The organism is Bradyrhizobium ferriligni (assembly GCF_056837965.1).
This window is the reverse complement of sequence record NZ_JBXEJO010000014.1, coordinates 20,122-38,235: the sequence shown is the minus strand read 5'-3', so window position 1 is coordinate 38,235 and position 18,114 is coordinate 20,122. Positions and strand designations below refer to the sequence as shown.

Below are 18,114 nucleotides of genomic sequence, written 5' to 3'. Positions count from 1 at the left end.
GGCACCACCGTGACCGAAGGCGCATCCGCTCCGTCCTATCCCATGTCGTCCCGCAACCGGGTGAAGCGCCGCCACGACCGCGGCTTCTACGACCACGCCACCGTGCACAGGATCCTCGACGCCTCGATGCTGTGCCACGTCTCCTACGTGATCGACGGCCAGCCCTATTGCACGCCGACCTTCTTCTGGCGCGAGGGCACCAGGCTCTACTGGCACGGCTCGAGCGCGAGCCGCATGCTGGAGAACCAGTCCGAAGGGCAACGCGTGTGCCTGACGGTCGCCCATCTCGACAGCCTGGTGCTGGCGCGCTGCGGCTTCAACCACTCGGCCGACTATCGCGCGGTGATGGCGTTCGGGTCAGCCTATCTCGTCACAGACCCCGCAGAGAAGGAACGCGCGATCGTCGCGATGGTCGACCGCTTCTTTCCCGAGCGCACCGCGAGCCTGCGTGCCAGCAACAAGCAGGAGATCAAGGCGACCTCGTTCATCGCGATGGAGATCGAGGAGGCTTCGGCAAAAATTCGCGCCAAGGGCGTCGCCGATGATGACGAGGATTATGAGTTGCCGATCTACGCCGAGCGCATTCCGGTGCGCACCGTGCTCGGCGCGCCCGAGCCGTGTCCGCGGCTGCTCGACGGCGTGACGCGGCCGAAGACGCTCGATGGCTATTCGGAGGGCCGGCTGCTCGAAGATGCATTGCGGGATGCCTATTTTGCGCAATACAAGGCGGACTGAAATCGGGCTACGTTGCGGCTCCCGCCTGATCTGTTTTCCCGATGGAGCCAAAGCATGACTGCCGAGACGCAACAACGAATCCTTAGCGCCGTTGACGAGGGATTCGATGCGCAGCTTGCGACGACGCAGGCCTTTGTCGCGATCCCCTCGACCCGCGGCGCCGAGGGGCCGTGCCAGGACATGATCGGCGATCTCCTGCGCGAGCGCGGCTACGAGGTCGACGACTGGCACATCAATCCCGACGAGCTCAAGGACTTGCGCGGCTTCGGTCCGATCGAGCATGATTTCTCGAAGGCGCGCACGGTGGTCGGCACCTACCGCCCGGCCACCAATGCCGGCAAATCGCTGATCCTGCAGGGCCACTGCGACGTGGTGCCGACCGGTCCGCTCGAGATGTGGGAGACGCCGCCGTTCTCGCCTGTCATCAAGGACGGCAGGATGTACGGCCGCGGCGCCTGCGACATGAAGTCCGGCACCATTGCCGCGCTTTATGCGCTGGATGCGATCAAGAAGGCCGGGTTGAAGCCGACGGCGCGGATTCACTTCCAGTCCGTGATCGAGGAGGAGAGCACCGGCGTCGGCGCGCTCTCGACCTTGCAGCGCGGCTATCGCGCCGATGCCTGCTTCATCCCGGAGCCGACCAACGGCACGATGATCCGCTCGCAGGTCGGCGTGATCTGGTTCCGTCTGAAGGTGCGCGGCTTCCCGGTGCATGTGTTCGAGGCCGGTGCGGGCTCGAACGCAATCATGGCGGCGTATCATCTGGTGCATGCGCTGGAGAAGCTCGAGATCGCCTGGAACGAGCGCGCCAAGGCCGACCGCCATTTCAAAGACGTCAATCACCCGATCAATTTCAATCCGGGCATCATCAAGGGCGGCGACTGGGCCTCCAGCGTGCCGGCCTGGTGCGACGTCGACTGCCGCATCGCGGTCTTGCCGGGCTGGTCGATCGCCGAGTGCCAGAAGGAGATTTTGGCGTGCGTGTCGGCGGCGGCGCGCGATCATCGCTTCCTCTCCAACAATCCGCCGCAGGTCGAATGGTCGGGCTTCCTGTCGGAAGGCTACGAGCTGGTCAACTCCGAGGCACCGGAAGCTGCCTTCGCCAAGGCGCACCAAGTCATCTATGGCGGCGCGGTGGAAGACCGCGCCTTCACCGCGTTGACCGACACGCGCTTCTACGGCTTGAACCACAACATCCCGAGCCTCTGCTTCGGCGCCACCGGCGCGGCGATGCACGGCTTCAACGAATATGTCGAGCTGGAGTCGCTACGGAAAGCGACCAAGGCGATGGCGCTGTTCATCGCGGAATGGTGCGGCTTGGAGAAGGCGTAGCCTCGTTCTCCCTATGCCATTGCAATCATAGTCTTGTGCGTGATTGCGCAACAAATTCGCTGTCGTCCCGGCGAAAGCCGGGACCCATAACCACAAATCTTGGTTGATGAGCAGCGCTGCAACGACGAGTCCCGATCACAACATTAGCCGCGGAGTATGGGTCCCGGCCTTCGCCGGGACGACGCTGGAAGGCTCAATGCCCCGCCCACAACGCCTTCACGATCGCATCGAGCCCATCGGTCAGCGCGGCGGGGCCGGGCTGCAGGATGATCGGCGACTTGATCTCGACGATGCGGTCGTTGCGTACCGCCGGGATGTCGCTCCAGCCCTCACGCTTGCGGATGCGGTCGGGCACGACCTTCTTGCCGCACCAGGACGCCAGGATCACGTCGGGCATCGCCGCACGCACAGCGTCAGGCGTGACGATGCGATCCTTGGCCGCCTTGTGCGCGCGCAAATGCGGCAGCGCATCGGTGCCACCGGCGATCTCGATCAGTTCAGACACCCAGCCGATGCCGCTGATCAGCGGATCGTCCCATTCCTCGAAATAGACTTTTGGCCGCGGTGCTCCACGCGGCGTTGCCGCGATCGTGGCCAGCCGCTGTGCGAGGTTCTGCGCGAGCCGGTCGGCGCGGTCGGCGGCACCGACCATCGCGCCGAGGCCGCGGATCATCGCGAGGATGCCGGCGACGTCGCGCTGGTTGAAGACGTGGACGGCGACGCCGGCGCGCACGAGATCGGCGACGATGTCGGCCTGCAGATCGGAGAAGGCCAGCACCAGATCAGGATCGAGCGCCAGGATCTTTGGCATGTCGGCGGAGATGAACGCCGACACGCGCGGCTTCTCGCGGCGGACCTGCGGCGGCCGCACGGCATAGCCGGAGACGCCGACGATGCGGTCCTGCTCGCCGAGCAGATAGAGCGTCTCGACCGTCTCTTCGGTCAGGCAGACGATCCGGCGGGGAGGGAAGTCGCGCATCGATGACGATATGCAGACTCGGCGGCACGTTGTCACGGATGTCATGACGTCATTCGCGCCATTACCTCAGACGTCATTGCCGGGCCCGCTCAGGCAATCCATCATGCCGATATCAACCTCGAAGAAGGCCACGAAGCAGGGAGTGCCCATGACGCCGCTCGAAAAGATCCAATCGATGAAGATGCCGTTTGCTGAACTGAAGGGCGTCACCTTCACCGAGGCCGACCAGGACCGGGTGGTCGCGAAAATGGTGGTGCGGCCGGACCTCTGCACCCTCCGCAACACGATCCATGGTGGCGCGGTGATGGCCTTTGCGGATTCGGTCGGCGCCGCCGCGACCGTGATCAACCTGCCGGAGGACGCCAAGGGCACCACGACGCTGGAGAGCAAGACCAACTTCATCGGCGGCGCCAAGGAGGGGTCGACCGTGATTGCGACCGCGACACCGGTTCACCGGGGGCGGCGGACCCAGGTGTGGCAGACCAGGCTGGAGACCGAAGACGGCAAGCTGGTCGCGGTGGTGACCCAGACACAGCTGGTACTATGATGGGGCGATAATGTGATTTTCTAATCACCACATGCCTTAATTGAATGAATCTAGGTACTTGAATTTTATGGTGCGTCGCACAATATAGGAGTTGCTAGGGACCCGACGCCTCCTCGAGGGCTACCAAGAGGAGTTATGAAATGAACTATGATTCCATTCGTCCGACGCCCGCCAAGGGCACCGTGCGGACGTTGAGCCAGCAGGAAGAGCTTCCGCTGCTGCGCGATCACCTGTTGCGGCTGGATCGCACCAGCCGTCATGATCGCTTTCATGGCTTCATCGACGATAGCTTCATCCGCCGCTACGCCGAGCGCTGCGCCAATGACGGCACCGTCATCATCGCCTACTTCGAGGATGGCGTGGTCCGCGGCGCGGCCGAATTGCATCCCCCGGAGCAGTCACCGGATGCCCAGCCCGAAATCGCCTTCAGCGTCGAGCGGTCGGCGCGTCGGAAGGGCGTCGGCAGCACCCTGTTCCGCAAACTGATCGCCGAGGCGCATGCCAAGGGCTACGGCAGCCTGCGCATCACCACCGGCGCACAGAACGATGCGATGCGGGCGCTGGCCACCAAGTTCGGTGCCCAACTGACCTTCCGTCATGGGGAGTCGACCGGCAGCATCGACCTGAGCGAGCAGCAGCAGCCCGAAGCGGCGCCGGCTGCCGCGGTGACGCCGGTCGAGGCCGCGCGCGCGATCGTCGACATGAACCGCGCCTATTGGCGCATGGTGATGCAGATCTCCGGCTGGGGCCGGGCGGCCTGAGCCGGTAGCGTTTCCAAGCGAAGGTGATACCGGTTCGCGTGAAGGAAACGCGTCCAACAAGAATCTTAAATCAAACGAAAAAGGGCAATCCATTCAATGGATTGCCCTTTTTCTTTCAGCAATTGGATGGCGCTTCTCAGGTGCCGGTGCGCTTGTCGGTCGCAAAGCGGCGGACCACGCGGCGCTCGACCACAACGGAGCGCTGCGCGCCCTGTTCGCCGGCGATGACGCGGGTTGCCGTGCCGGTCCGGGCACTGACGCGCGCAGTCTTCCTCACCTCGGCGAGCACATCGTCATAGGGCAGCCCCATCAGGGCCGACGCGATCTCGGCCTGGGCCTCCACGTCATCGGTGATGCCGATGGCAGCGAAGATTGCTTCCTCCAGCGTCGGGGGATCATGCCGCACGCGCCGGGTGCCATACTTGGTATTCCAGTCTCCGCTCATCGCCGCCTCATCTTTGAATCGCGGGAGATACGTAAGGTCCCCAATGTTGCATTGCAATATGAATGTGAGATGGCAATCCAGCCATGCAGCTAGAGTCTCTCAATCTTGTGAGCGTCATAAAGTTCGATGGTGGTCGCCGCAGCCGCGAGAGATTGCAGCGAGCGGACGAAATCGCGTGACGCAGGGACCGCGAAATGCGCAGCCAGCGCGTCGCGGTCGGCCCATTGCTCGAAGAACACCAGCCTGAGCGGATTCTCGCAGTCGACATGAACCGCATGCGAGATGCAGCCGGGCTCGGTGCGCGAGCGATGGACATGCTCGAGGCTCAAGCGCCGCACCTCGTCGAACGAGTCGGGGCGGGCGGTGACGCTGCCGGTGACGACGATCATGATATCCCCCTCCAATGCGCGATGAAGCCAAGTCATCATCGCGCTTTAGGTTCTTGTTTGAGCATGATCTTTTCGGAAAACCGCTTCGCACTTTTCCGGATCATGCTCTACGGGGTGGCTTCTGCCCCGGATGCACTCATCTGTTGCTGCGGCCAGCGCTTCAGCGCGGCGCGACCGGCATCGGTCAGCACATAGATGCCGCGCTCGGCGCGATCGAACCAGCCATAGACGTTATGCAGCAGGATCTTGCCGGCGTCGGGAATGTCGGCCCGCAGGTCGCGGACCCGCCGCGGCCCATCCGAAAGCGCCGAGGCGCAGGCCAGCGCCTGCTGCCGGTAGGCGGTCATGATCGGCGCCCGCGTCGATCCGCCCATCGCGGGATCGCCCTTGCGCTTCCGGTGCTCGGTGATCAGCCGTGAACGTTTCTTCGGATTGCGGCGGGGCGCCGCGGTCGGCGGTGGCACCAGCACCTCGACGTCGCCGCGATCGGTCACGCCGAGCATGCCGAAGCCGAGCCGCCGGCACAGATTGCGATAGCGCGCGTCGCTCTCGCGGCCCTTGCCTCGGGCCGACACCTTGGCTGCGATCCACACCTCGTCGGCGGCGCCGGCGCGATCGACCGCCTGCAGGATCAGTTCCAGATTGAAGGCGAGCTTGAGTTCACCGATCACGACGACTGGTGGATCATCGCCGCTCAACGCCACGAGATCGCAGCCGCCGATCTCGCCCTTCACCGTGAAGCCGAGCTTTTCCAGGAAGCTTTTGACGGGCAGATAAAGCGCGGTTTCCAACAGGCAGGCTCCTGCGGCATCCGGCCGCGACTCGGTGCGCCAGCATAGCGCGGAATTGCGCCCGCCGAGGCGGATGGAATTTGCTCAAGGCACGGCCGAGCGGCTATTGTCGGAACCGGGACCAGGGCAGCTCATGATCCGGAACGGGCTCTATCACATCACCGTCGAATTTCTCGACGGCGTCTCTGGTGGTAACCAGGGTGTCATGGTGCTGCGCGACGGACAGATGCGCGGCGGCGACTCGTTTTTCTTTGCCTATGGCAGCTACACCGCAGCCGATGGCAAGTGGAAGGGCGAGGTCACCAACGAGGAGCATTCGCCGACCTATGGCGAGCGCCCGGTGTGGGAACGCAAGGTGGTCACGATCGGATTTACCGGCACCTATACCGATCAGACCGCCGAAGGTGACGGCATGGCGCTCGCCGGCAAGCAGAGCATCCGCTTCAGGTCGAAACTGCGGCTGCTGGTTGCGGACTAAACCCGCCCGTTCACCGGCAGCAGCGCGCCGGTGACGGCGCTCGCGGCATCGCTGGCGAGGAACAGGATCACCTCGGCGAGCTCCTTCGGCGTCACCCATTTGGAGATGTCGGCCTTCGGCATCGCGGCGCGATTGGCTGCAGTGTCGATGATCGAGGGCAGCACCGCGTTGACCGTGACCTTGCCCTTGAGTTCCGCGGCGAGTGACTCCGTGAGGCGGTGCACGCCGGCCTTCGAGGCGGCGTAGGGACCCATGCCGGAGGCGGCCTGCAAGGCGCCGAGTGCGCCGATATTGATGATCCGTCCGGCGCCCGACTTGGTGAGATGCGGGATGGCGGCGCGCGAGGTGTTGAGCGCCGTCATCACGTTCATCGCATACATGCGCTGCCAGGTTGCCGGGTCGCCGTCGCTGACCGCCTCGAAGGTAAAGCCGCCGGCGATGTTGATCAGCCCGTCGAGCCGGCCGAAATGCGCGGCCGCCTTGTCGATCGCGGCGGTCGCCTGCGCGGTGTCGGTGAGGTCGACACCGCCCAGCTCGATATGGTCGGCCGTCGCCGCAAGCGTGGACGCCGCATGATCGATGCCGGCGACACGCGCGCCGCGCGCCAGCGCCTCTGCGGCGACCACTTTGCCAAGCGCGCCGAGGGCGCCCGTGATGACGATGGCTTTTCCGTGCATGGCGGTCTCCGCATTCGCGAGCAAACGAATGCCCACTATGATCAGGCGGAATTCATTTGCAATGCCGCCAATTTCGCCTCCTACTGCGCGTATTCATCAATTCATTCGCCTCAAGGATGTTTGCGATGCCGACACCCAGACCGTGCGAAACCCATCTCGACCTCGTCAAATTCGGACATAAGCTGCCGCACTTCGCGGATGCGCTCCGGCATCAGCGCAAGATCAAGCTGGTGGCGCTCGGATCGTCGTCGACCGCGGGCGCCGACAACATCCTGCCATTCCCGCCGCGGCTCGAAATGCTGCTGCGGCAACGCTTCTTCGGCCGGATGATCGACGTGATCAATCGCGGGATCGGCGGCCAGGAGGCGCCGGAGGAGTATTCGCGCATCGAGTCCGACGTGACGGTTGAGGCGTCGGTGCTGGTGATCTGGCAGGTCGGCACCAACGCCGTCTACAAGAACTACAATCCCGCCGAGGTGCGCGCGACGCTGGAGGCCGGGCTCGACGTGCTCGCGGCGCTTCCGCTTGACGTCGTCGTGATGGATTCCCAGTACACGCAGGCGATCGTCGGGACGGAAGCTGCGCTCAATCTCGCCAACGTGATCATGCCGATGATCGCCGAAGTGACTGCAAGCAGGAAGGTGAACCTGTTCAGCCGCTTCGCGCTGATGAAGCGCTGGGCCGATGACGGGATTCCGCTTGGCGAGCTCGACGATGGCGGACAGCTTCACACCAGCGAGTGGGCGACCAATTGCGTGACCCAGTCGCTGTTCGGCGCGATCGACGACGCATTGAAGCCGGAGGCGATCACGTGACGCCGACTACGTAAGACTACGGGGTCGGGCCGGTTGGATAAAATTTGCAGTAGTTCCGTAAGTCGTTTGCAGAATCCTTTCCTTAGAAGCGGAACTCCAGCCAAGGTAGGGGTTATGCGAATGGGAAATCTTCCGGACCACGGTTTACCGCTCGTTCAGCTTAAGGAGCAGCGGCGCGATCTCGTGGTGGCGCTGCAAAATCGCAAGGGACCAGTGGGCAGCTGGGAATTGATGCAGATCGCGGCGATCCAGCAGGCGATCTCGGCGTTCGAGGATGTGATTGCCGATCTCGATGCGGAGCTCGAGCTCGAGGCCGCAGCGGCCTGAGCTTTTCGGCTTGGCCGCGTTTTCTTCACGCGAACCGGTATCCACGTCGCTCGAAAACGCTGTCGCGCGAACTGATCAGGCCTGCAGGTAGCGGCCTTCAAGCGCCTTGCGCTCGGCTTGGCCGAGCCCGAGGCCTTCGCGGAAATAACCGTCGAGGCTGCCGTAGTCGGCATCGATCGCCTCGAATGCAGCCTCCAGAAACGCCGCGCGCACGGTGCCGAGCACCTGCTTGATATCATCGGGCAACTCGGTGCTGTGGGCCGGGTCGCGCTTGTAGAACTGGTTGGTCAGGAGATAGTCGTCGGCGATCACCTGATCGGACACGCCGAGCGCGTGCAGGATCAGCGCGCAGGCAAAGCCGGTGCGGTCCTTGCCGGCGGTGCAGTGGATCACGAGCGGCGCCCGGTCTTCCAATAGATGGGCGAACAGCGTGCGGTAGCGCGCGGTGTTGTCCTGCACATAGCCCCGATAAGAATCCCGCATCACGTCGATCGCATCGGCTTCCGAGAGCTGACGGTTGCCGGCGATCGCGCGCAGCGAAGCCACCACAGTCGGCTCGACGGGGAGTGAATGCACGGTGACGTCGTTCATGCCGCACAGCGCCTCGGCGCGCTCGGCGACGCCGCGAAAATCGAACGCGCTCCTGACCCCGAGCGAGCGCACCACGGCGACGTCGTGCTCGGTGAGATGCGCAAGATGGTTGGAGCGGAAGATCTGGCGCCAGCGCACCGTCCGCCCGTCGCGTGTCTGGTAGCCGCCGAGGTCGCGAAAATTGCTGGCGCCGGCGAGATTGAGATGACGGGCAGGGGCTTCGGACATCGGGCGGGCCTGTTGCAGCTGATGAGGTCTTGGCGCAGGAATAGCGGCGCAGACAGGTCTATAACCGGCCCGTTGGGGGGAGAATATGACTTATCGCGGGGGCGCCATTGTCATCGGCGCAATTCTTTTCGAGCTCTTTGGTTCCGCGAACGTGTCGGCGCAGTCCGCCTTCCGGAATTATCACTGTGCCGACGGCACGCAGTTCATTGCCGGGTTCTTCAACGGGGATACGCGCGCGCATCTGCAACTCGACGGCAAGGCGGTGACGCTGAAGAAGCGCCTGTCGTTGACGGGCTCGCGCTACAAGGGTGGCGGGGTCACGCTTGAGATCAACCGGGCCGGGCTTGCCAGGCTCCGGCACGCGAGGCGGCCGGCGACGACCTGCGAGCTGGCATGAAAAAAGGGCCGAAACGCTCGCGTTCCGACCCTTGTTATTGCTCTGCTGCTGTCTGACGTTTTTGCGTCACGCCCCTCGATCGCATCGGCATCAGTGATCGCGGCCCGGCTTGGCGTCGTCGATGGCCGCCTGATGGTACCAGCTCTCGCTGCAGGCCGAGGTCTCGACTTCAGCGGCGAGTTCGAGCGCGGTCCGCGTCTCGCCGTAGCGGCGTCCGCCGAGCGCCGCGCGGCCCCCTGCCGGGAATTGATAGATCGTTGCCGATCCCTGGATCGGTCCTTGGCTTTGGCCCGTGGTGATCATGTCAAAGTCTCCTTTGGCCGGAGCGAGCCTCCATGGTGCGCCCGACTCATTCGCGTGTGGTTACCGTAGTTTCGATATCGGCCCGGGCTGGGCGGGGTGCAAGTGACCAAGAAATAGTCATTGTTTGGCTAATTCGTAGGCAGATTCGGGTTTGCTTCCTGTGAGGCAGGATGCAGCTGACCAACGCTTGAGCCGTGACGGTGGTTGCAGGGCGCCCGACCGTTGGACACGAACTGTCACATGGCGCTGCCGCCACATTAAGCGGCAGGCGATGCCGTAGCCGAATTTGCTGCAGAAACGGGCGGCGGAGGGCGCTGAGAGAAGATTTTGACTGACCGCGGCGCATGCCAGCCGCGCTGCTATGTCGCAGAAAAAAATGCGATGTCCGCTGTGGACATCCGCGACCGGGCGGGCGCCGCAGTGCAGCGACTGGCATTTTAATTGCTTAGTAGGAGCCGGCCGATGGTGGCCGGGTACGCGTGCGGCGGCCGACTGGCTTTCGGTTCCTCACGGTTTTGCATCATCAACAGAGAGGTTCAATGACCAAGTACAAGCTCGAGTATATCTGGCTCGACGGATATACGCCGACGCCGAGCCTGCGCGGTAAGACGCAGATCAAGGAATTCGCGTCGTTCCCGACCCTCGAACAGCTTCCGCTGTGGGGCTTTGACGGTTCGTCCACCCAGCAGGCTGAAGGCCACAGCTCTGACTGCGTGCTGAAGCCGGTCGCCTGCTATCCCGACGCCGCGCGCGAGAACGGCGTGCTGGTGATGTGCGAAGTCATGATGCCCGACGGCAAGACGCCGCATGTCTCGAACAAGCGCGCCACCGTTCTGGATGACGAAGGCGCTTGGTTCGGCTTCGAGCAGGAATACTTCTTCTACAAGGACGGCCGTCCGCTCGGCTTTCCGGAAGAGGGTTATCCGGCGCCGCAGGGCCCGTACTACACCGGCGTCGGCTACAAGAACGTCGGCAGCGTCGCCCGCAAGATCGTCGAAGAGCATCTCAATCTCTGCCTCGCCGCCGGCATCAACCACGAAGGCATCAACGCCGAAGTGGCTAAGGGCCAGTGGGAATTCCAGATCTTCGGCAAGGGCTCCAAGACCGCCGCTGACCAGATGTGGATGGCCCGCTACCTGATGCTGCGCCTCACCGAGAGCTACGGCATCGATATCGAATTCCATTGCAAGCCGCTCGGCGACACCGACTGGAACGGCTCGGGCATGCACGCCAACTTCTCGACCAAGTACATGCGCGAAGTCGGCGGCAAGGAGTACTTCGAGAGCCTGATGAAGGCCTTCGACAAGAACCTGATGGATCACATCGCCGTCTACGGCCCGGACAACGACAAGCGCCTGACCGGCAAGCACGAGACCGCGCCCTGGAACAAGTTCAGCTACGGCGTGGCTGACCGTGGTGCCTCGATCCGCGTGCCGCACTCGTTCGTCAACAACGGCTACAAGGGCTATCTGGAAGACCGCCGCCCGAACTCCCAGGGCGACCCCTACCAGATCGCTTCGCAGATCCTGAAGACGATCTCCGAGGTTCCGACCGGCGCCAAGGCTGCGGCTTAAATGGCTGCGGCCTAAGCTGCTATCGGACCCGGATGGAGCCATCCGGTACCGCAAATCGGGTCCGCCAGGGTGACAGCCTTGGCGGACCTTCGCTATTTAGCGATACCCTTTGCAGGTGGCGTTCCGCCGAAACCGGTTTCGCTGCGTTATGAACCGCGCTAGATAACGGGTACATCTTGGCTGCCGGGGACGCGGCGCTTGTTTGAGGGGTTTTACAAGGTCCGGTTCGAACTCGGCGGCGCCGTCGGCCGCAGCGTGATGTATGTCGGCGACGGCAAGATGCTGGGCGGCAATTCGGCGTTCGCCCATATCGGCACCTACCAGAAAGCCGGCGACGAGGTCGCAGTCGAGATCCAGACCGTCCGCCACAACCCCGATCCGAACTACCGCGCGATGGCCGGTACCGATGACGCCACGCTGATTGCCAAAGGCCGGCCGGACGGCGAACTTTATCGCTTCAAGGGCGAATTGACGGAGTTGCCCGGCGTGCCGTTCCAGTCGGTGATGACGCCGATCACCGGGGAGGACATCCCGATCGCGGGCGGGGTCGGCGAGGGCGGCGTTATCAACGGGCTCTATTCGATCCACATCCGCGTGCTCGACGGGGTCGACGGCGGCCTCACCGGCGTGATGCTGCTGAACAACGGCCGCATCCTCGGCGGTGACGCCTTCTTCTACTATCTCGGCACCTACACCTCCGAGAAAGGCCGCTGGAAGGGCCAGATCCTCAATCAGGAGCACACTTCGGCGATGGGCGAGAATCCGATCTTTGGCGGCCACGAGGTCGGGATCGGCTTTGCCGGCACCTGCGACGCCGAGGGCGCCGTGCTGGAGGCGACCGCGCTTGCCGGCAAGCGCAGCCTGCGCCTCACGGCCGCGCTCAAGCTGATGCGCCGGGCATAGGCATATGAGCAATTCGGTTCGCGTTCTTTCGACGCTGGCGCTGAGGGGCGCGGTCGCGCGGCTTGCCGCCGCCTATCAGGCGGCGAGCGGCGTTGCGATCGACGCCGATTTCGCCCCGACGCTGGCACTGCTCGAACGCCTGCGCGGCGGCGAGGGCGCCGACCTCGTGATCCTGACCCGCGAGGGCCTCGATGAGATGATCGGCGAGGGCCGCGTTGCGCGGGAAAGTGCTGTCGATCTCGCGCGCTCCTATGTCGGCGTCGCGGTGAAGGCGGGGGCCGCGCATCCCGACATCGCAACCGAAGCCGCGCTGCGTGCGGCGCTGCTCGGTGCGCGGGCGGTGGCCTATTCGCGGCTCGGTGCCAGCGGCATCCTGTTCGCGCAGCTGATCGCGCGTCTCGGCATTGTGGAGGCGATCAACGCGCGGGCGGTGATCATTCCGAGCGGCTTCACCGCCGAGAAGCTCGTCACTGGCGACGCCGATCTCGCAATCCAGCAGGTCAGCGAGTTGAAGCAGATCGAGGGCATCGAGGTCGTCGGGCCGATTCCGCTGGATCTGCAGACCCCGGCGGTGTTCTCCGCCGGCCGCATGGCAGCGTCGCCGCTCGCGGCGGCCGCCGATCATCTGCTGCGCTATCTGTCGTCAGCCGATGTCGCGCCGGTGCTGCGCGAGACCGGGCTCGAGCCTTGAATTCGCCCGCACCGCGACGCAACCTGCTGGTCATGTTCAAACCACTTCACGCAATTGTCTTCGCTGTGGCGCTGGCCGCGCCCGTGCTTGCCCACGCGCAATCGGCCGACCTCGTGCTGTGCGACCGGCTTGCCGCCGATCCCACCGATCCCGACAAGCCGGCCGACGTGAAGGGCGTGCCCGACATCGCGTCGGCCGACATCGCGACCGCGATCAAGTACTGCGCGGTGGCCGCACGATCGTCGCGCCGCGCGATGTACGAGCTCGGCCGGGCCTATGCCGCCAACCGGCAGACGGCGGAAGCCGCAAGCGCGTGGCGCAAGGCGGCCGACAAGGGCTCGACATCGGCGATGGTCGAGCTCGGCGTGCTCTACGGCAACGGCACCGGCCTCGCCAGGGACGAGGCGCAGGCGCGCAAATTGTTCGAGCGCGCGGCGCAGGCCGGCAACGCGCGCGGCGTCAGCAATCTTGCCGCGCTCGGCGGCGGCGGCGGCGCGGCGGCGGATCCGGCACGCGCGCGCGAATTGCTCGCCAAGTCCGCCGAGACCAATGCCGAAGCGCAGTACCAGCTCGGCATGATGCTGGCCGAAGGCAAGGGCGGCGCGCAGGACGATGCCGGCGCGCGGGCGCTGTTCGAGAAGGCCGCCGCGCAGAACCATCCCGGCGCGCTGGAGCGGATGGGCGCCTTCGCGCAGGCCGGTCGCGGCGGGCCGAAGGATAGCGATGCCGCAAAGGCCTATTACGAGCGGGCGGCGGCGCTCGGCGACGAGGATGCGAAGAAGGCGCTGGAGCGGGCCCGCTGTCCCTATGTCATCAAGGACAAGCGCGGCAATGCCGTGACCAATCTCTGCTTCTAACCGAACTGGAATGCTCGCCGCGGCATGTCGTTGACATGCGAATGGCATTGGCGAGGCGCTGCGATGATCCGCAAACTAAGTTCCGGCGAGTACCGGCTCTATTCCCGCAAGGTCAATCCGAAGACCGGCAAGCGCCGCAATCTCGGCACCTTCAAGTCGCGCGCGGCGGCGGAGAAGCACGAGCGCGACGTGCAGTATTTCAAGCGCCACTAAGCGCGATGAGATTTGGGTAAATCGTCATCGCGCTTTAGCTCTTTGTTTGAGCATGATCTTTCGGAAAACCGCTTCGCACTTTTCCGGATCATGCTTTAGTTCGGACGCTGCGTCGTTACGGAGGCGGGCAGGCCGCGCCGGTTTTCACCCAGGCCTCGACCAGCGCGCCGGCCTGCGCCTGCGTGCCCGGTGCCGGTGCGCGGCCGAAGCCGGGATGCCAGGCCCAGCCCACCAGCGTGTCCTTGCCGATATGCTCGACCAGCTCCTCGACCGTGCGGCCGCCATTGCGCGCGGGGTCGCGGATTTGTGCGCATATCTCGCCGACGGTCTTGCCGGCCCATGCCATCTCGCGCGGCGCAAGGTGCCATTCCGGATGGCCCGGCACCCGACCGGGATCGAAATTGGCGTGCTGGTGACAGATCGAGCAGCGCATGGCGTCCTTGCCGTGGCCGTCGGCACCGCGCGTCACCGGTGGCTGATGCATGCGGCTGATATCGCCCTGCCGCGAGCTGTCGCCGGCGGGATGGCAGTTCGTGCAGCGCGGATGCGTCAGAACCTTGCCGAGCTCGGTGAAGATCGCCGCCGAGCGCTGCTCGACATTCTCGATGCCGGCAAAGCTGTCCGGCGCGGCGAGGGCGTGGCTCGCGCTCTCCGACGCCGCGTAGCCTGCGCACAGGCTGGTCGCAAGCGCCGTCAGCACCGCAACGACCCGAAACCGCGTTTCCGATGGCATTGCTCGCGCGCTCACTTGCTGGCGGTCAGATAGCGGTTGGAATCGGCGAGGATCACGTCGCGCACCGCCTGGTGATACTTGATGTAGCCGGTGCAGCGGCACAGATGGCCGTCGAGCGCATCCGCAATGACGCTCTCGAGCTGGTCCCGTGCCACCGGCGTCTTCGCCAACCGTTCGAGCAGCACTTGGCCCTCGTTGAGGAAGCCGGCCGTGCAATAGCCGCACTGGAACGCGAAGTGGTCGATGAAGGCGCGCTGCAACGCCGACAGTTCGCCGTGCCTGGCGTGGCCCTCGACGGTGCGGATCGCCTTGCCGTCGAAATTCGCCGCCGGCACCACGCAGGTCGGGGTGGTGTAGCTCGTGCCGTCGGGATTATCGATGATAACGGCACAGCTCAGGCATTGCGCGGCGCCGCAGCCGAACTTGGTGCCGGTCATCCCAAGCATTTCCCGAAGGAAATCGTTCATCGAGAGGTCGTCACGGACCTCTATCGGGCCGTGCTTCCGGCCGTTGATGGTGAGGTTGAGCGTCGTCACGCCAGCGCTCCCTTGAGCAGGCTTGTTGTCACCGGCAATGAGCGGAAGCGGTGACCGGTGGCATCGTTGATGGCGTTGAGCAGCGCCGGCACGATCGGGATCATCACCACCTCGGCCATGCCCTTCGGCGGCTCGTCCGGCGTCAGTGGCGGCAGCATCTCGATCTCGAGATCGTGCAGCGGCAGGTCGGAGCCGCGCGCGATCAGGTACTGGCCGAGATTCCACTGCCCGTTGCCGGGCCCGCCTTCGAACGGCGGCAGGGTTTCCAGCAGGGCGTAGCCGACGCCCATCGCGAACCCGCCATGCGACTGGCCGAGCACCACTTCAGGCACCAGCGCCTGGCCGCATTCGAACACGCTGTAGGCCTTGGTGATGCGCAAAATACCGGTCGCGCGCTCGATCTCGACGCGGACCAGCGTGCCGCACATCGAGGTGTAGGCGGTGCCGATCCGGTTGTTGTCGGTCGGCGGGAATTTCACGCTTGTTCGGTCAATCCGCTCGAACTGGCTCCGGCCGCGACGAACAGCGAGCGCGTCGATCTCGGCGCGGTACTGTTCGCCGAACAGCGGGAAGCGGGCGCGCGACCAGGCCCAGCGCGAGAAGCTGTGCGCGATGGCGCCGGTGACGAAGCCGCGCGTATGCGCGGTCGCGGCAAGCTTTGCCAACGGCAGCGGTGCGAGATCATCGAGCACGAGCTGTCCGTCCTGCCAGCGCGCTCTGTCCCATTGCCGGGCGCGGGGATCGGCCTTGCCGATGTGCCAGAGCTCGAGCGCCGCCGGCCACAGGCCGAAGCGGAAGATGACGCGGGCCGCCTCGGCCGAGGAGTGGGTGCCGACATGGGCGCCGATCGACGCGCTGGTCGCCGAGCTGATCGCAGGCACCCAGCGCGGATTCTTCTCGGCGATATCCTGGGTCTTCTGATCCATGGTGTAGGGATCGCCCGAGGTGACCAGGCCAAGCGCGTCATAGCTGTCGACGCGGGAGACGGCGACCTCGTCGGCGACGGCGCCGAGATGGCTAGCGACCCGGTTGGCGAGCGCGGTGCCGACGCCATTGCCCATCTCGACGTGGTCGCAGTGGATCGCGATCCGTCCCTCGGGATCGATCTCGACCCGGCCGAGCGAGCAATCCGCGCCGGAGCCGTAGTCCTTGGTGACGCAGGCGACGCCGGTGCCGACCAGCCGTCCCTCCGGCGCCTTCTGCTTGAAGTCGGCGCGCTGCCGCCAGATCGGATGCGTCTCGAGCTTGTCGAGGATGTCTGGCGTGCGCACCGATACGATGTAGGGATTGCCGGTCATGGTCCGGCCGTTCTGCTTCAGCGCATTGTTGCGCCGGAATGCGATCGGATCGACCTTGAGCTCGCTAGCCGCCTCGTCGATCAGGACTTCGAGCGCGGTCATGGTCTGCAGTGTGCCGTAGCCGCGCATCGAGCCTGCGGTGACGCCGCGCGAATGCAGCGCCACGGTGGTGACGTCGACCTTGGGGATGTCGTAAATGCCGATCGCGGCGGTCGCGGCGACGACCGCGACATTTGCCGAGAAGTTGGCGAGCCCGCCGCCGTCGAGTACATGGTCGGCGGCGAACGCGGTGATCTTGCCGCTCGCGCGATCGATGCCGATCCGCGAGCGCATCTTGATCGGGTGGCGTTTGATGCCGCCCTGGAACTGCTGGTAGCGGTCCTGCGCCAGCCGCACCGGCCGGCCCGGGAAGAACATCGCCGCCAGCGCCACGTAAAGCACGAACGGGGTATGGTCGCGGCCGCCGAAGCCGCCGCCGACATGGGCGAACTGCGCGTTGATGTGCGAGGGCCGGAACGGCGGACGGGCCTTGCCGAGCATGAAGGCGATCGACTCGGTCGCCTCATAGGGCGACTGCACGCCGAGCACCAGTTCGAGATTGCCGCTGTTGTCGCTGTACCAGGCGAGCCCGCTCTCCGGCTCCAGGAACATCGGATCGACCGACTGGGTCTCGAACTCGCGGTCGAGCACGAGCTGTGTCGGATCGTCCTTGGCGAGTTGGGCGCGGATCGCTTCGCCATGGGTCGCGGCCTTGGCGTAGTCGGCCTTGGTCTCCTTGGCGAGCGGCAGCCAGACCGGCAGCGCCGCGTTCTGGATGCGGCTCGGCGAAACCCAGCCGGCCTGGATCGGCGAATAGAGGTCGGGGGCGTCAGGCGTGGCGCCCGCCACGCGCGTGAAGCGATACGCGCCGTAGTTCGGCAGGATGACCGGCCCGGTCTCGTCGCCGAATTTGACGAAGCCGCCGTCGCGCAGCGCGAGGCGCGCGCGGTCGAAAGCGTCGAACTGCTCGAAGATCAACAGCGCGACCGGCTGTCCGAGATAGAGCGGCGTCTTGCCGACCGGGCAGAACAGGTCGCCGGTGTAGAATTCCGGGACCCGCGTGCCGATCCGGTCGAGATCGGCAGCGGTCACGACAACCGACGGCTTTGCAGGACCATCGAGGCGGGCGAGGTCCATGCCGGCATAGACATGCGTTGCGTCATCGGCGCGGACCAGGATGGCGTGCGCGGTCGTCGCGGGCCAGCCCGGCATGTCGGCGGCGCGAAAGTCTGACGCGTAGAGCTTTGCGCCGGTGACCTTGGCCACACCGTCGACACGGCCGGCGCCCTTTTCCGCCGGATTGAAATGGCCGCGCCCGGGCAGCGTCTCGCGGCTCGCGAAAGCCGGTTCCTTCGCCAGCGCCAGATGCGACAGGCTGACCGAGATGCCGCCTGCCGACAACCATTTCACGAACTCGCGTCGCGAAGGCCGCATGGTCTGATCTTTCATTGACACCTCGACGACGGCATATCGCG

23 protein-coding genes are annotated in these 18,114 nt (G+C 65.0%); 13 read left to right on the top strand and 10 right to left on the bottom strand.

Translation table 11 applies throughout. From position 1 onward, the window contains the following. Positions 1-42: 42 nt before the first annotated feature. Both AC1VNY_RS10590 and AC1VNY_RS10585 read left to right on the top strand, forming a co-directional pair. Positions 43-735: a pyridoxamine 5'-phosphate oxidase family protein gene (locus tag AC1VNY_RS10590; RefSeq protein ID WP_482405160.1), complete on the top strand. Its 693-nt coding sequence runs from the start codon at positions 43-45 to the stop codon at positions 733-735. A 54-nt stretch (positions 736-789) separates the two neighbouring features. Next, on the top strand, positions 790-2,067 hold the full coding sequence (locus AC1VNY_RS10585; protein ID WP_482405099.1) for an ArgE/DapE family deacylase: 1,278 nt from the start codon (positions 790-792) through the stop codon (positions 2,065-2,067). Between the two features lie 193 nt (positions 2,068-2,260). Here AC1VNY_RS10585 and AC1VNY_RS10580 read toward each other — a convergent pair whose 3' ends face one another. Then, complete coding sequence (locus tag AC1VNY_RS10580) at positions 2,261-3,046, bottom strand: cobalamin-binding protein (RefSeq protein WP_482405098.1); 786 nt, start codon at positions 3,044-3,046, stop codon at positions 2,261-2,263. Positions 3,047-3,194: 148 nt separating this feature from the next. Between AC1VNY_RS10580 and AC1VNY_RS10575 the strand changes: the two genes are divergently transcribed. Both AC1VNY_RS10575 and AC1VNY_RS10570 read left to right on the top strand, forming a co-directional pair. Further along, positions 3,195-3,593, top strand: a complete 399-nt coding sequence (locus AC1VNY_RS10575; RefSeq protein WP_482405097.1) for a PaaI family thioesterase — start codon at positions 3,195-3,197, stop codon at positions 3,591-3,593. A gap of 140 nt (positions 3,594-3,733) precedes the next feature. After that, positions 3,734-4,354, top strand: a complete 621-nt coding sequence (locus tag AC1VNY_RS10570) for a GNAT family N-acetyltransferase (RefSeq protein ID WP_482405096.1) — start codon at positions 3,734-3,736, stop codon at positions 4,352-4,354. A 136-nt stretch (positions 4,355-4,490) separates the two neighbouring features. Here the strand turns inward: AC1VNY_RS10570 and AC1VNY_RS10565 are convergent, their stop codons facing one another. The 3 genes from AC1VNY_RS10565 to AC1VNY_RS10555 all read right to left on the bottom strand — a co-directional run bounded on the left by AC1VNY_RS10565 (position 4,491) and on the right by AC1VNY_RS10555 (position 5,979). Further along, positions 4,491-4,799 carry a hypothetical protein gene (locus AC1VNY_RS10565; RefSeq protein ID WP_482405095.1) on the bottom strand — a complete coding sequence of 103 codons (309 nt, stop codon included), beginning with the start codon at positions 4,797-4,799 and terminating at the stop codon, positions 4,491-4,493. Positions 4,800-4,888: 89 nt separating this feature from the next. Continuing rightward, the gene (locus AC1VNY_RS10560; RefSeq protein WP_482405094.1) at positions 4,889-5,188 is read right to left on the bottom strand and encodes a putative quinol monooxygenase; all 300 of its coding nucleotides are present in this window, start codon (positions 5,186-5,188) and stop codon (positions 4,889-4,891) included. A gap of 107 nt (positions 5,189-5,295) precedes the next feature. Next, positions 5,296-5,979 carry a DUF2161 domain-containing phosphodiesterase gene (locus tag AC1VNY_RS10555; RefSeq protein WP_482405093.1) on the bottom strand — a complete coding sequence of 228 codons (684 nt, stop codon included), beginning with the start codon at positions 5,977-5,979 and terminating at the stop codon, positions 5,296-5,298. Between the two features lie 133 nt (positions 5,980-6,112). On the opposite strand from AC1VNY_RS10555, the gene AC1VNY_RS10550 reads away from it, so the two are divergent. Next, entirely contained in the window at positions 6,113-6,457 is a 345-nt protein-coding gene (locus AC1VNY_RS10550; RefSeq protein WP_035634127.1) for a GrlR family regulatory protein, read from the top strand. Here the strand turns inward: AC1VNY_RS10550 and fabG are convergent. Continuing rightward, a complete protein-coding gene (gene fabG, locus AC1VNY_RS10545) occupies positions 6,454-7,134 on the bottom strand; it encodes a 3-oxoacyl-ACP reductase FabG (protein ID WP_482405092.1) in 681 nt (226 codons plus the stop codon). The two genes, AC1VNY_RS10550 and fabG, sit on opposite strands and share 4 nt — an antisense overlap. 125 nt (positions 7,135-7,259) lie before the next feature. Here fabG and AC1VNY_RS10540 point away from each other — a divergent pair, with 125 nt between their 5' ends. Together AC1VNY_RS10540 and AC1VNY_RS10535 are read left to right on the top strand one after the other, a co-directional pair. Further along, positions 7,260-7,949: an SGNH/GDSL hydrolase family protein gene (locus tag AC1VNY_RS10540; RefSeq protein WP_482405091.1), complete on the top strand. Its 690-nt coding sequence runs from the start codon at positions 7,260-7,262 to the stop codon at positions 7,947-7,949. Between the two features lie 120 nt (positions 7,950-8,069). Next, positions 8,070-8,276: a hypothetical protein gene (locus AC1VNY_RS10535; protein WP_035634033.1), complete on the top strand. Its 207-nt coding sequence runs from the start codon at positions 8,070-8,072 to the stop codon at positions 8,274-8,276. Between the two features lie 75 nt (positions 8,277-8,351). Here AC1VNY_RS10535 and AC1VNY_RS10530 read toward each other — a convergent pair whose 3' ends face one another. Beyond that, the gene (locus AC1VNY_RS10530; protein WP_482405090.1) at positions 8,352-9,095 is read right to left on the bottom strand and encodes a tyrosine-protein phosphatase; all 744 of its coding nucleotides are present in this window, start codon (positions 9,093-9,095) and stop codon (positions 8,352-8,354) included. 85 nt (positions 9,096-9,180) lie between these two features. Between AC1VNY_RS10530 and AC1VNY_RS10525 the strand changes: the two genes are divergently transcribed. Further along, the gene (locus AC1VNY_RS10525; RefSeq protein ID WP_482405089.1) at positions 9,181-9,492 is read left to right on the top strand and encodes an MliC family protein; all 312 of its coding nucleotides are present in this window, start codon (positions 9,181-9,183) and stop codon (positions 9,490-9,492) included. Positions 9,493-9,582: 90 nt separating this feature from the next. Here AC1VNY_RS10525 and AC1VNY_RS10520 read toward each other — a convergent pair whose 3' ends face one another. Beyond that, the gene (locus AC1VNY_RS10520) at positions 9,583-9,795 is read right to left on the bottom strand and encodes a DUF2735 domain-containing protein (RefSeq protein ID WP_482405088.1); all 213 of its coding nucleotides are present in this window, start codon (positions 9,793-9,795) and stop codon (positions 9,583-9,585) included. Between the two features lie 539 nt (positions 9,796-10,334). Here AC1VNY_RS10520 and AC1VNY_RS10515 point away from each other — a divergent pair. The 5 genes from AC1VNY_RS10515 (at position 10,335) to AC1VNY_RS10495 (ending at position 14,033) form a co-directional block, all read left to right on the top strand. Next, a complete protein-coding gene (locus AC1VNY_RS10515; protein WP_024581543.1) occupies positions 10,335-11,369 on the top strand; it encodes a glutamine synthetase beta-grasp domain-containing protein in 1,035 nt (344 codons plus the stop codon). Positions 11,370-11,567: 198 nt separating this feature from the next. Then, positions 11,568-12,272 (top strand): GrlR family regulatory protein, encoded by a 705-nt coding sequence (locus AC1VNY_RS10510; protein ID WP_482405087.1) that lies wholly within the window; start codon positions 11,568-11,570, stop codon positions 12,270-12,272. A 4-nt stretch (positions 12,273-12,276) separates the two neighbouring features. Next, the gene (locus AC1VNY_RS10505) at positions 12,277-12,963 is read left to right on the top strand and encodes a substrate-binding domain-containing protein (protein WP_482405086.1); all 687 of its coding nucleotides are present in this window, start codon (positions 12,277-12,279) and stop codon (positions 12,961-12,963) included. A 32-nt stretch (positions 12,964-12,995) separates the two neighbouring features. Beyond that, positions 12,996-13,820: a tetratricopeptide repeat protein gene (locus tag AC1VNY_RS10500; protein WP_482405085.1), complete on the top strand. Its 825-nt coding sequence runs from the start codon at positions 12,996-12,998 to the stop codon at positions 13,818-13,820. A 63-nt stretch (positions 13,821-13,883) separates the two neighbouring features. After that, complete coding sequence (locus AC1VNY_RS10495) at positions 13,884-14,033, top strand: hypothetical protein (RefSeq protein ID WP_092086355.1); 150 nt, start codon at positions 13,884-13,886, stop codon at positions 14,031-14,033. A 115-nt stretch (positions 14,034-14,148) separates the two neighbouring features. Here AC1VNY_RS10495 and AC1VNY_RS10490 read toward each other — a convergent pair whose 3' ends face one another. From AC1VNY_RS10490 to AC1VNY_RS10480, 3 genes are read right to left on the bottom strand one after another with little or no spacing between them, the layout of a single operon-like run. Continuing rightward, a complete protein-coding gene (locus AC1VNY_RS10490) occupies positions 14,149-14,766 on the bottom strand; it encodes an Isoquinoline 1-oxidoreductase subunit (protein ID WP_482405084.1) in 618 nt (205 codons plus the stop codon). Positions 14,767-14,777: 11 nt separating this feature from the next. Further along, positions 14,778-15,302: a (2Fe-2S)-binding protein gene (locus AC1VNY_RS10485; RefSeq protein ID WP_482405083.1), complete on the bottom strand. Its 525-nt coding sequence runs from the start codon at positions 15,300-15,302 to the stop codon at positions 14,778-14,780. Further along, complete coding sequence (locus tag AC1VNY_RS10480) at positions 15,299-18,073, bottom strand: xanthine dehydrogenase family protein molybdopterin-binding subunit (RefSeq protein ID WP_482405159.1); 2,775 nt, start codon at positions 18,071-18,073, stop codon at positions 15,299-15,301. The genes AC1VNY_RS10485 and AC1VNY_RS10480 overlap by 4 nt, the downstream gene beginning before the upstream one ends. Positions 18,074-18,114: the final 41 nt, after the last annotated feature.

Bases quoted from the DNA above. Each gene is read 5' to 3' on its own strand.
- AC1VNY_RS10590 (WP_482405160.1), top strand. From the start codon at position 43: ATGTCGTCCCGCAACCGGGTGAAGCGCCGCCACGACCGCGGCTTCTAC.
- AC1VNY_RS10585 (WP_482405099.1), top strand. From the start codon at position 790: ATGACTGCCGAGACGCAACAACGAATCCTTAGCGCCGTTGACGAGGGA.
- AC1VNY_RS10580 (WP_482405098.1), bottom strand. From the start codon at position 3,046: ATGCGCGACTTCCCTCCCCGCCGGATCGTCTGCCTGACCGAAGAGACG.
- AC1VNY_RS10575 (WP_482405097.1), top strand. From the start codon at position 3,195: ATGACGCCGCTCGAAAAGATCCAATCGATGAAGATGCCGTTTGCTGAA.
- AC1VNY_RS10570 (WP_482405096.1), top strand. From the start codon at position 3,734: ATGAACTATGATTCCATTCGTCCGACGCCCGCCAAGGGCACCGTGCGG.
- AC1VNY_RS10565 (WP_482405095.1), bottom strand. From the start codon at position 4,799: ATGAGCGGAGACTGGAATACCAAGTATGGCACCCGGCGCGTGCGGCAT.
- AC1VNY_RS10560 (WP_482405094.1), bottom strand. From the start codon at position 5,188: ATGATCGTCGTCACCGGCAGCGTCACCGCCCGCCCCGACTCGTTCGAC.
- AC1VNY_RS10550 (WP_035634127.1), top strand. From the start codon at position 6,113: ATGATCCGGAACGGGCTCTATCACATCACCGTCGAATTTCTCGACGGC.
- fabG (WP_482405092.1), bottom strand. From the start codon at position 7,134: ATGCACGGAAAAGCCATCGTCATCACGGGCGCCCTCGGCGCGCTTGGC.
- AC1VNY_RS10540 (WP_482405091.1), top strand. From the start codon at position 7,260: ATGCCGACACCCAGACCGTGCGAAACCCATCTCGACCTCGTCAAATTC.
- AC1VNY_RS10535 (WP_035634033.1), top strand. From the start codon at position 8,070: ATGGGAAATCTTCCGGACCACGGTTTACCGCTCGTTCAGCTTAAGGAG.
- AC1VNY_RS10530 (WP_482405090.1), bottom strand. From the start codon at position 9,095: ATGTCCGAAGCCCCTGCCCGTCATCTCAATCTCGCCGGCGCCAGCAAT.
- AC1VNY_RS10525 (WP_482405089.1), top strand. From the start codon at position 9,181: ATGACTTATCGCGGGGGCGCCATTGTCATCGGCGCAATTCTTTTCGAG.
- AC1VNY_RS10520 (WP_482405088.1), bottom strand. From the start codon at position 9,795: ATGATCACCACGGGCCAAAGCCAAGGACCGATCCAGGGATCGGCAACG.
- AC1VNY_RS10515 (WP_024581543.1), top strand. From the start codon at position 10,335: ATGACCAAGTACAAGCTCGAGTATATCTGGCTCGACGGATATACGCCG.
- AC1VNY_RS10505 (WP_482405086.1), top strand. From the start codon at position 12,277: ATGAGCAATTCGGTTCGCGTTCTTTCGACGCTGGCGCTGAGGGGCGCG.
- AC1VNY_RS10500 (WP_482405085.1), top strand. From the start codon at position 12,996: ATGTTCAAACCACTTCACGCAATTGTCTTCGCTGTGGCGCTGGCCGCG.
- AC1VNY_RS10495 (WP_092086355.1), top strand. From the start codon at position 13,884: ATGATCCGCAAACTAAGTTCCGGCGAGTACCGGCTCTATTCCCGCAAG.
- AC1VNY_RS10490 (WP_482405084.1), bottom strand. From the start codon at position 14,766: ATGCCATCGGAAACGCGGTTTCGGGTCGTTGCGGTGCTGACGGCGCTT.
- AC1VNY_RS10480 (WP_482405159.1), bottom strand. From the start codon at position 18,073: ATGCGGCCTTCGCGACGCGAGTTCGTGAAATGGTTGTCGGCAGGCGGC.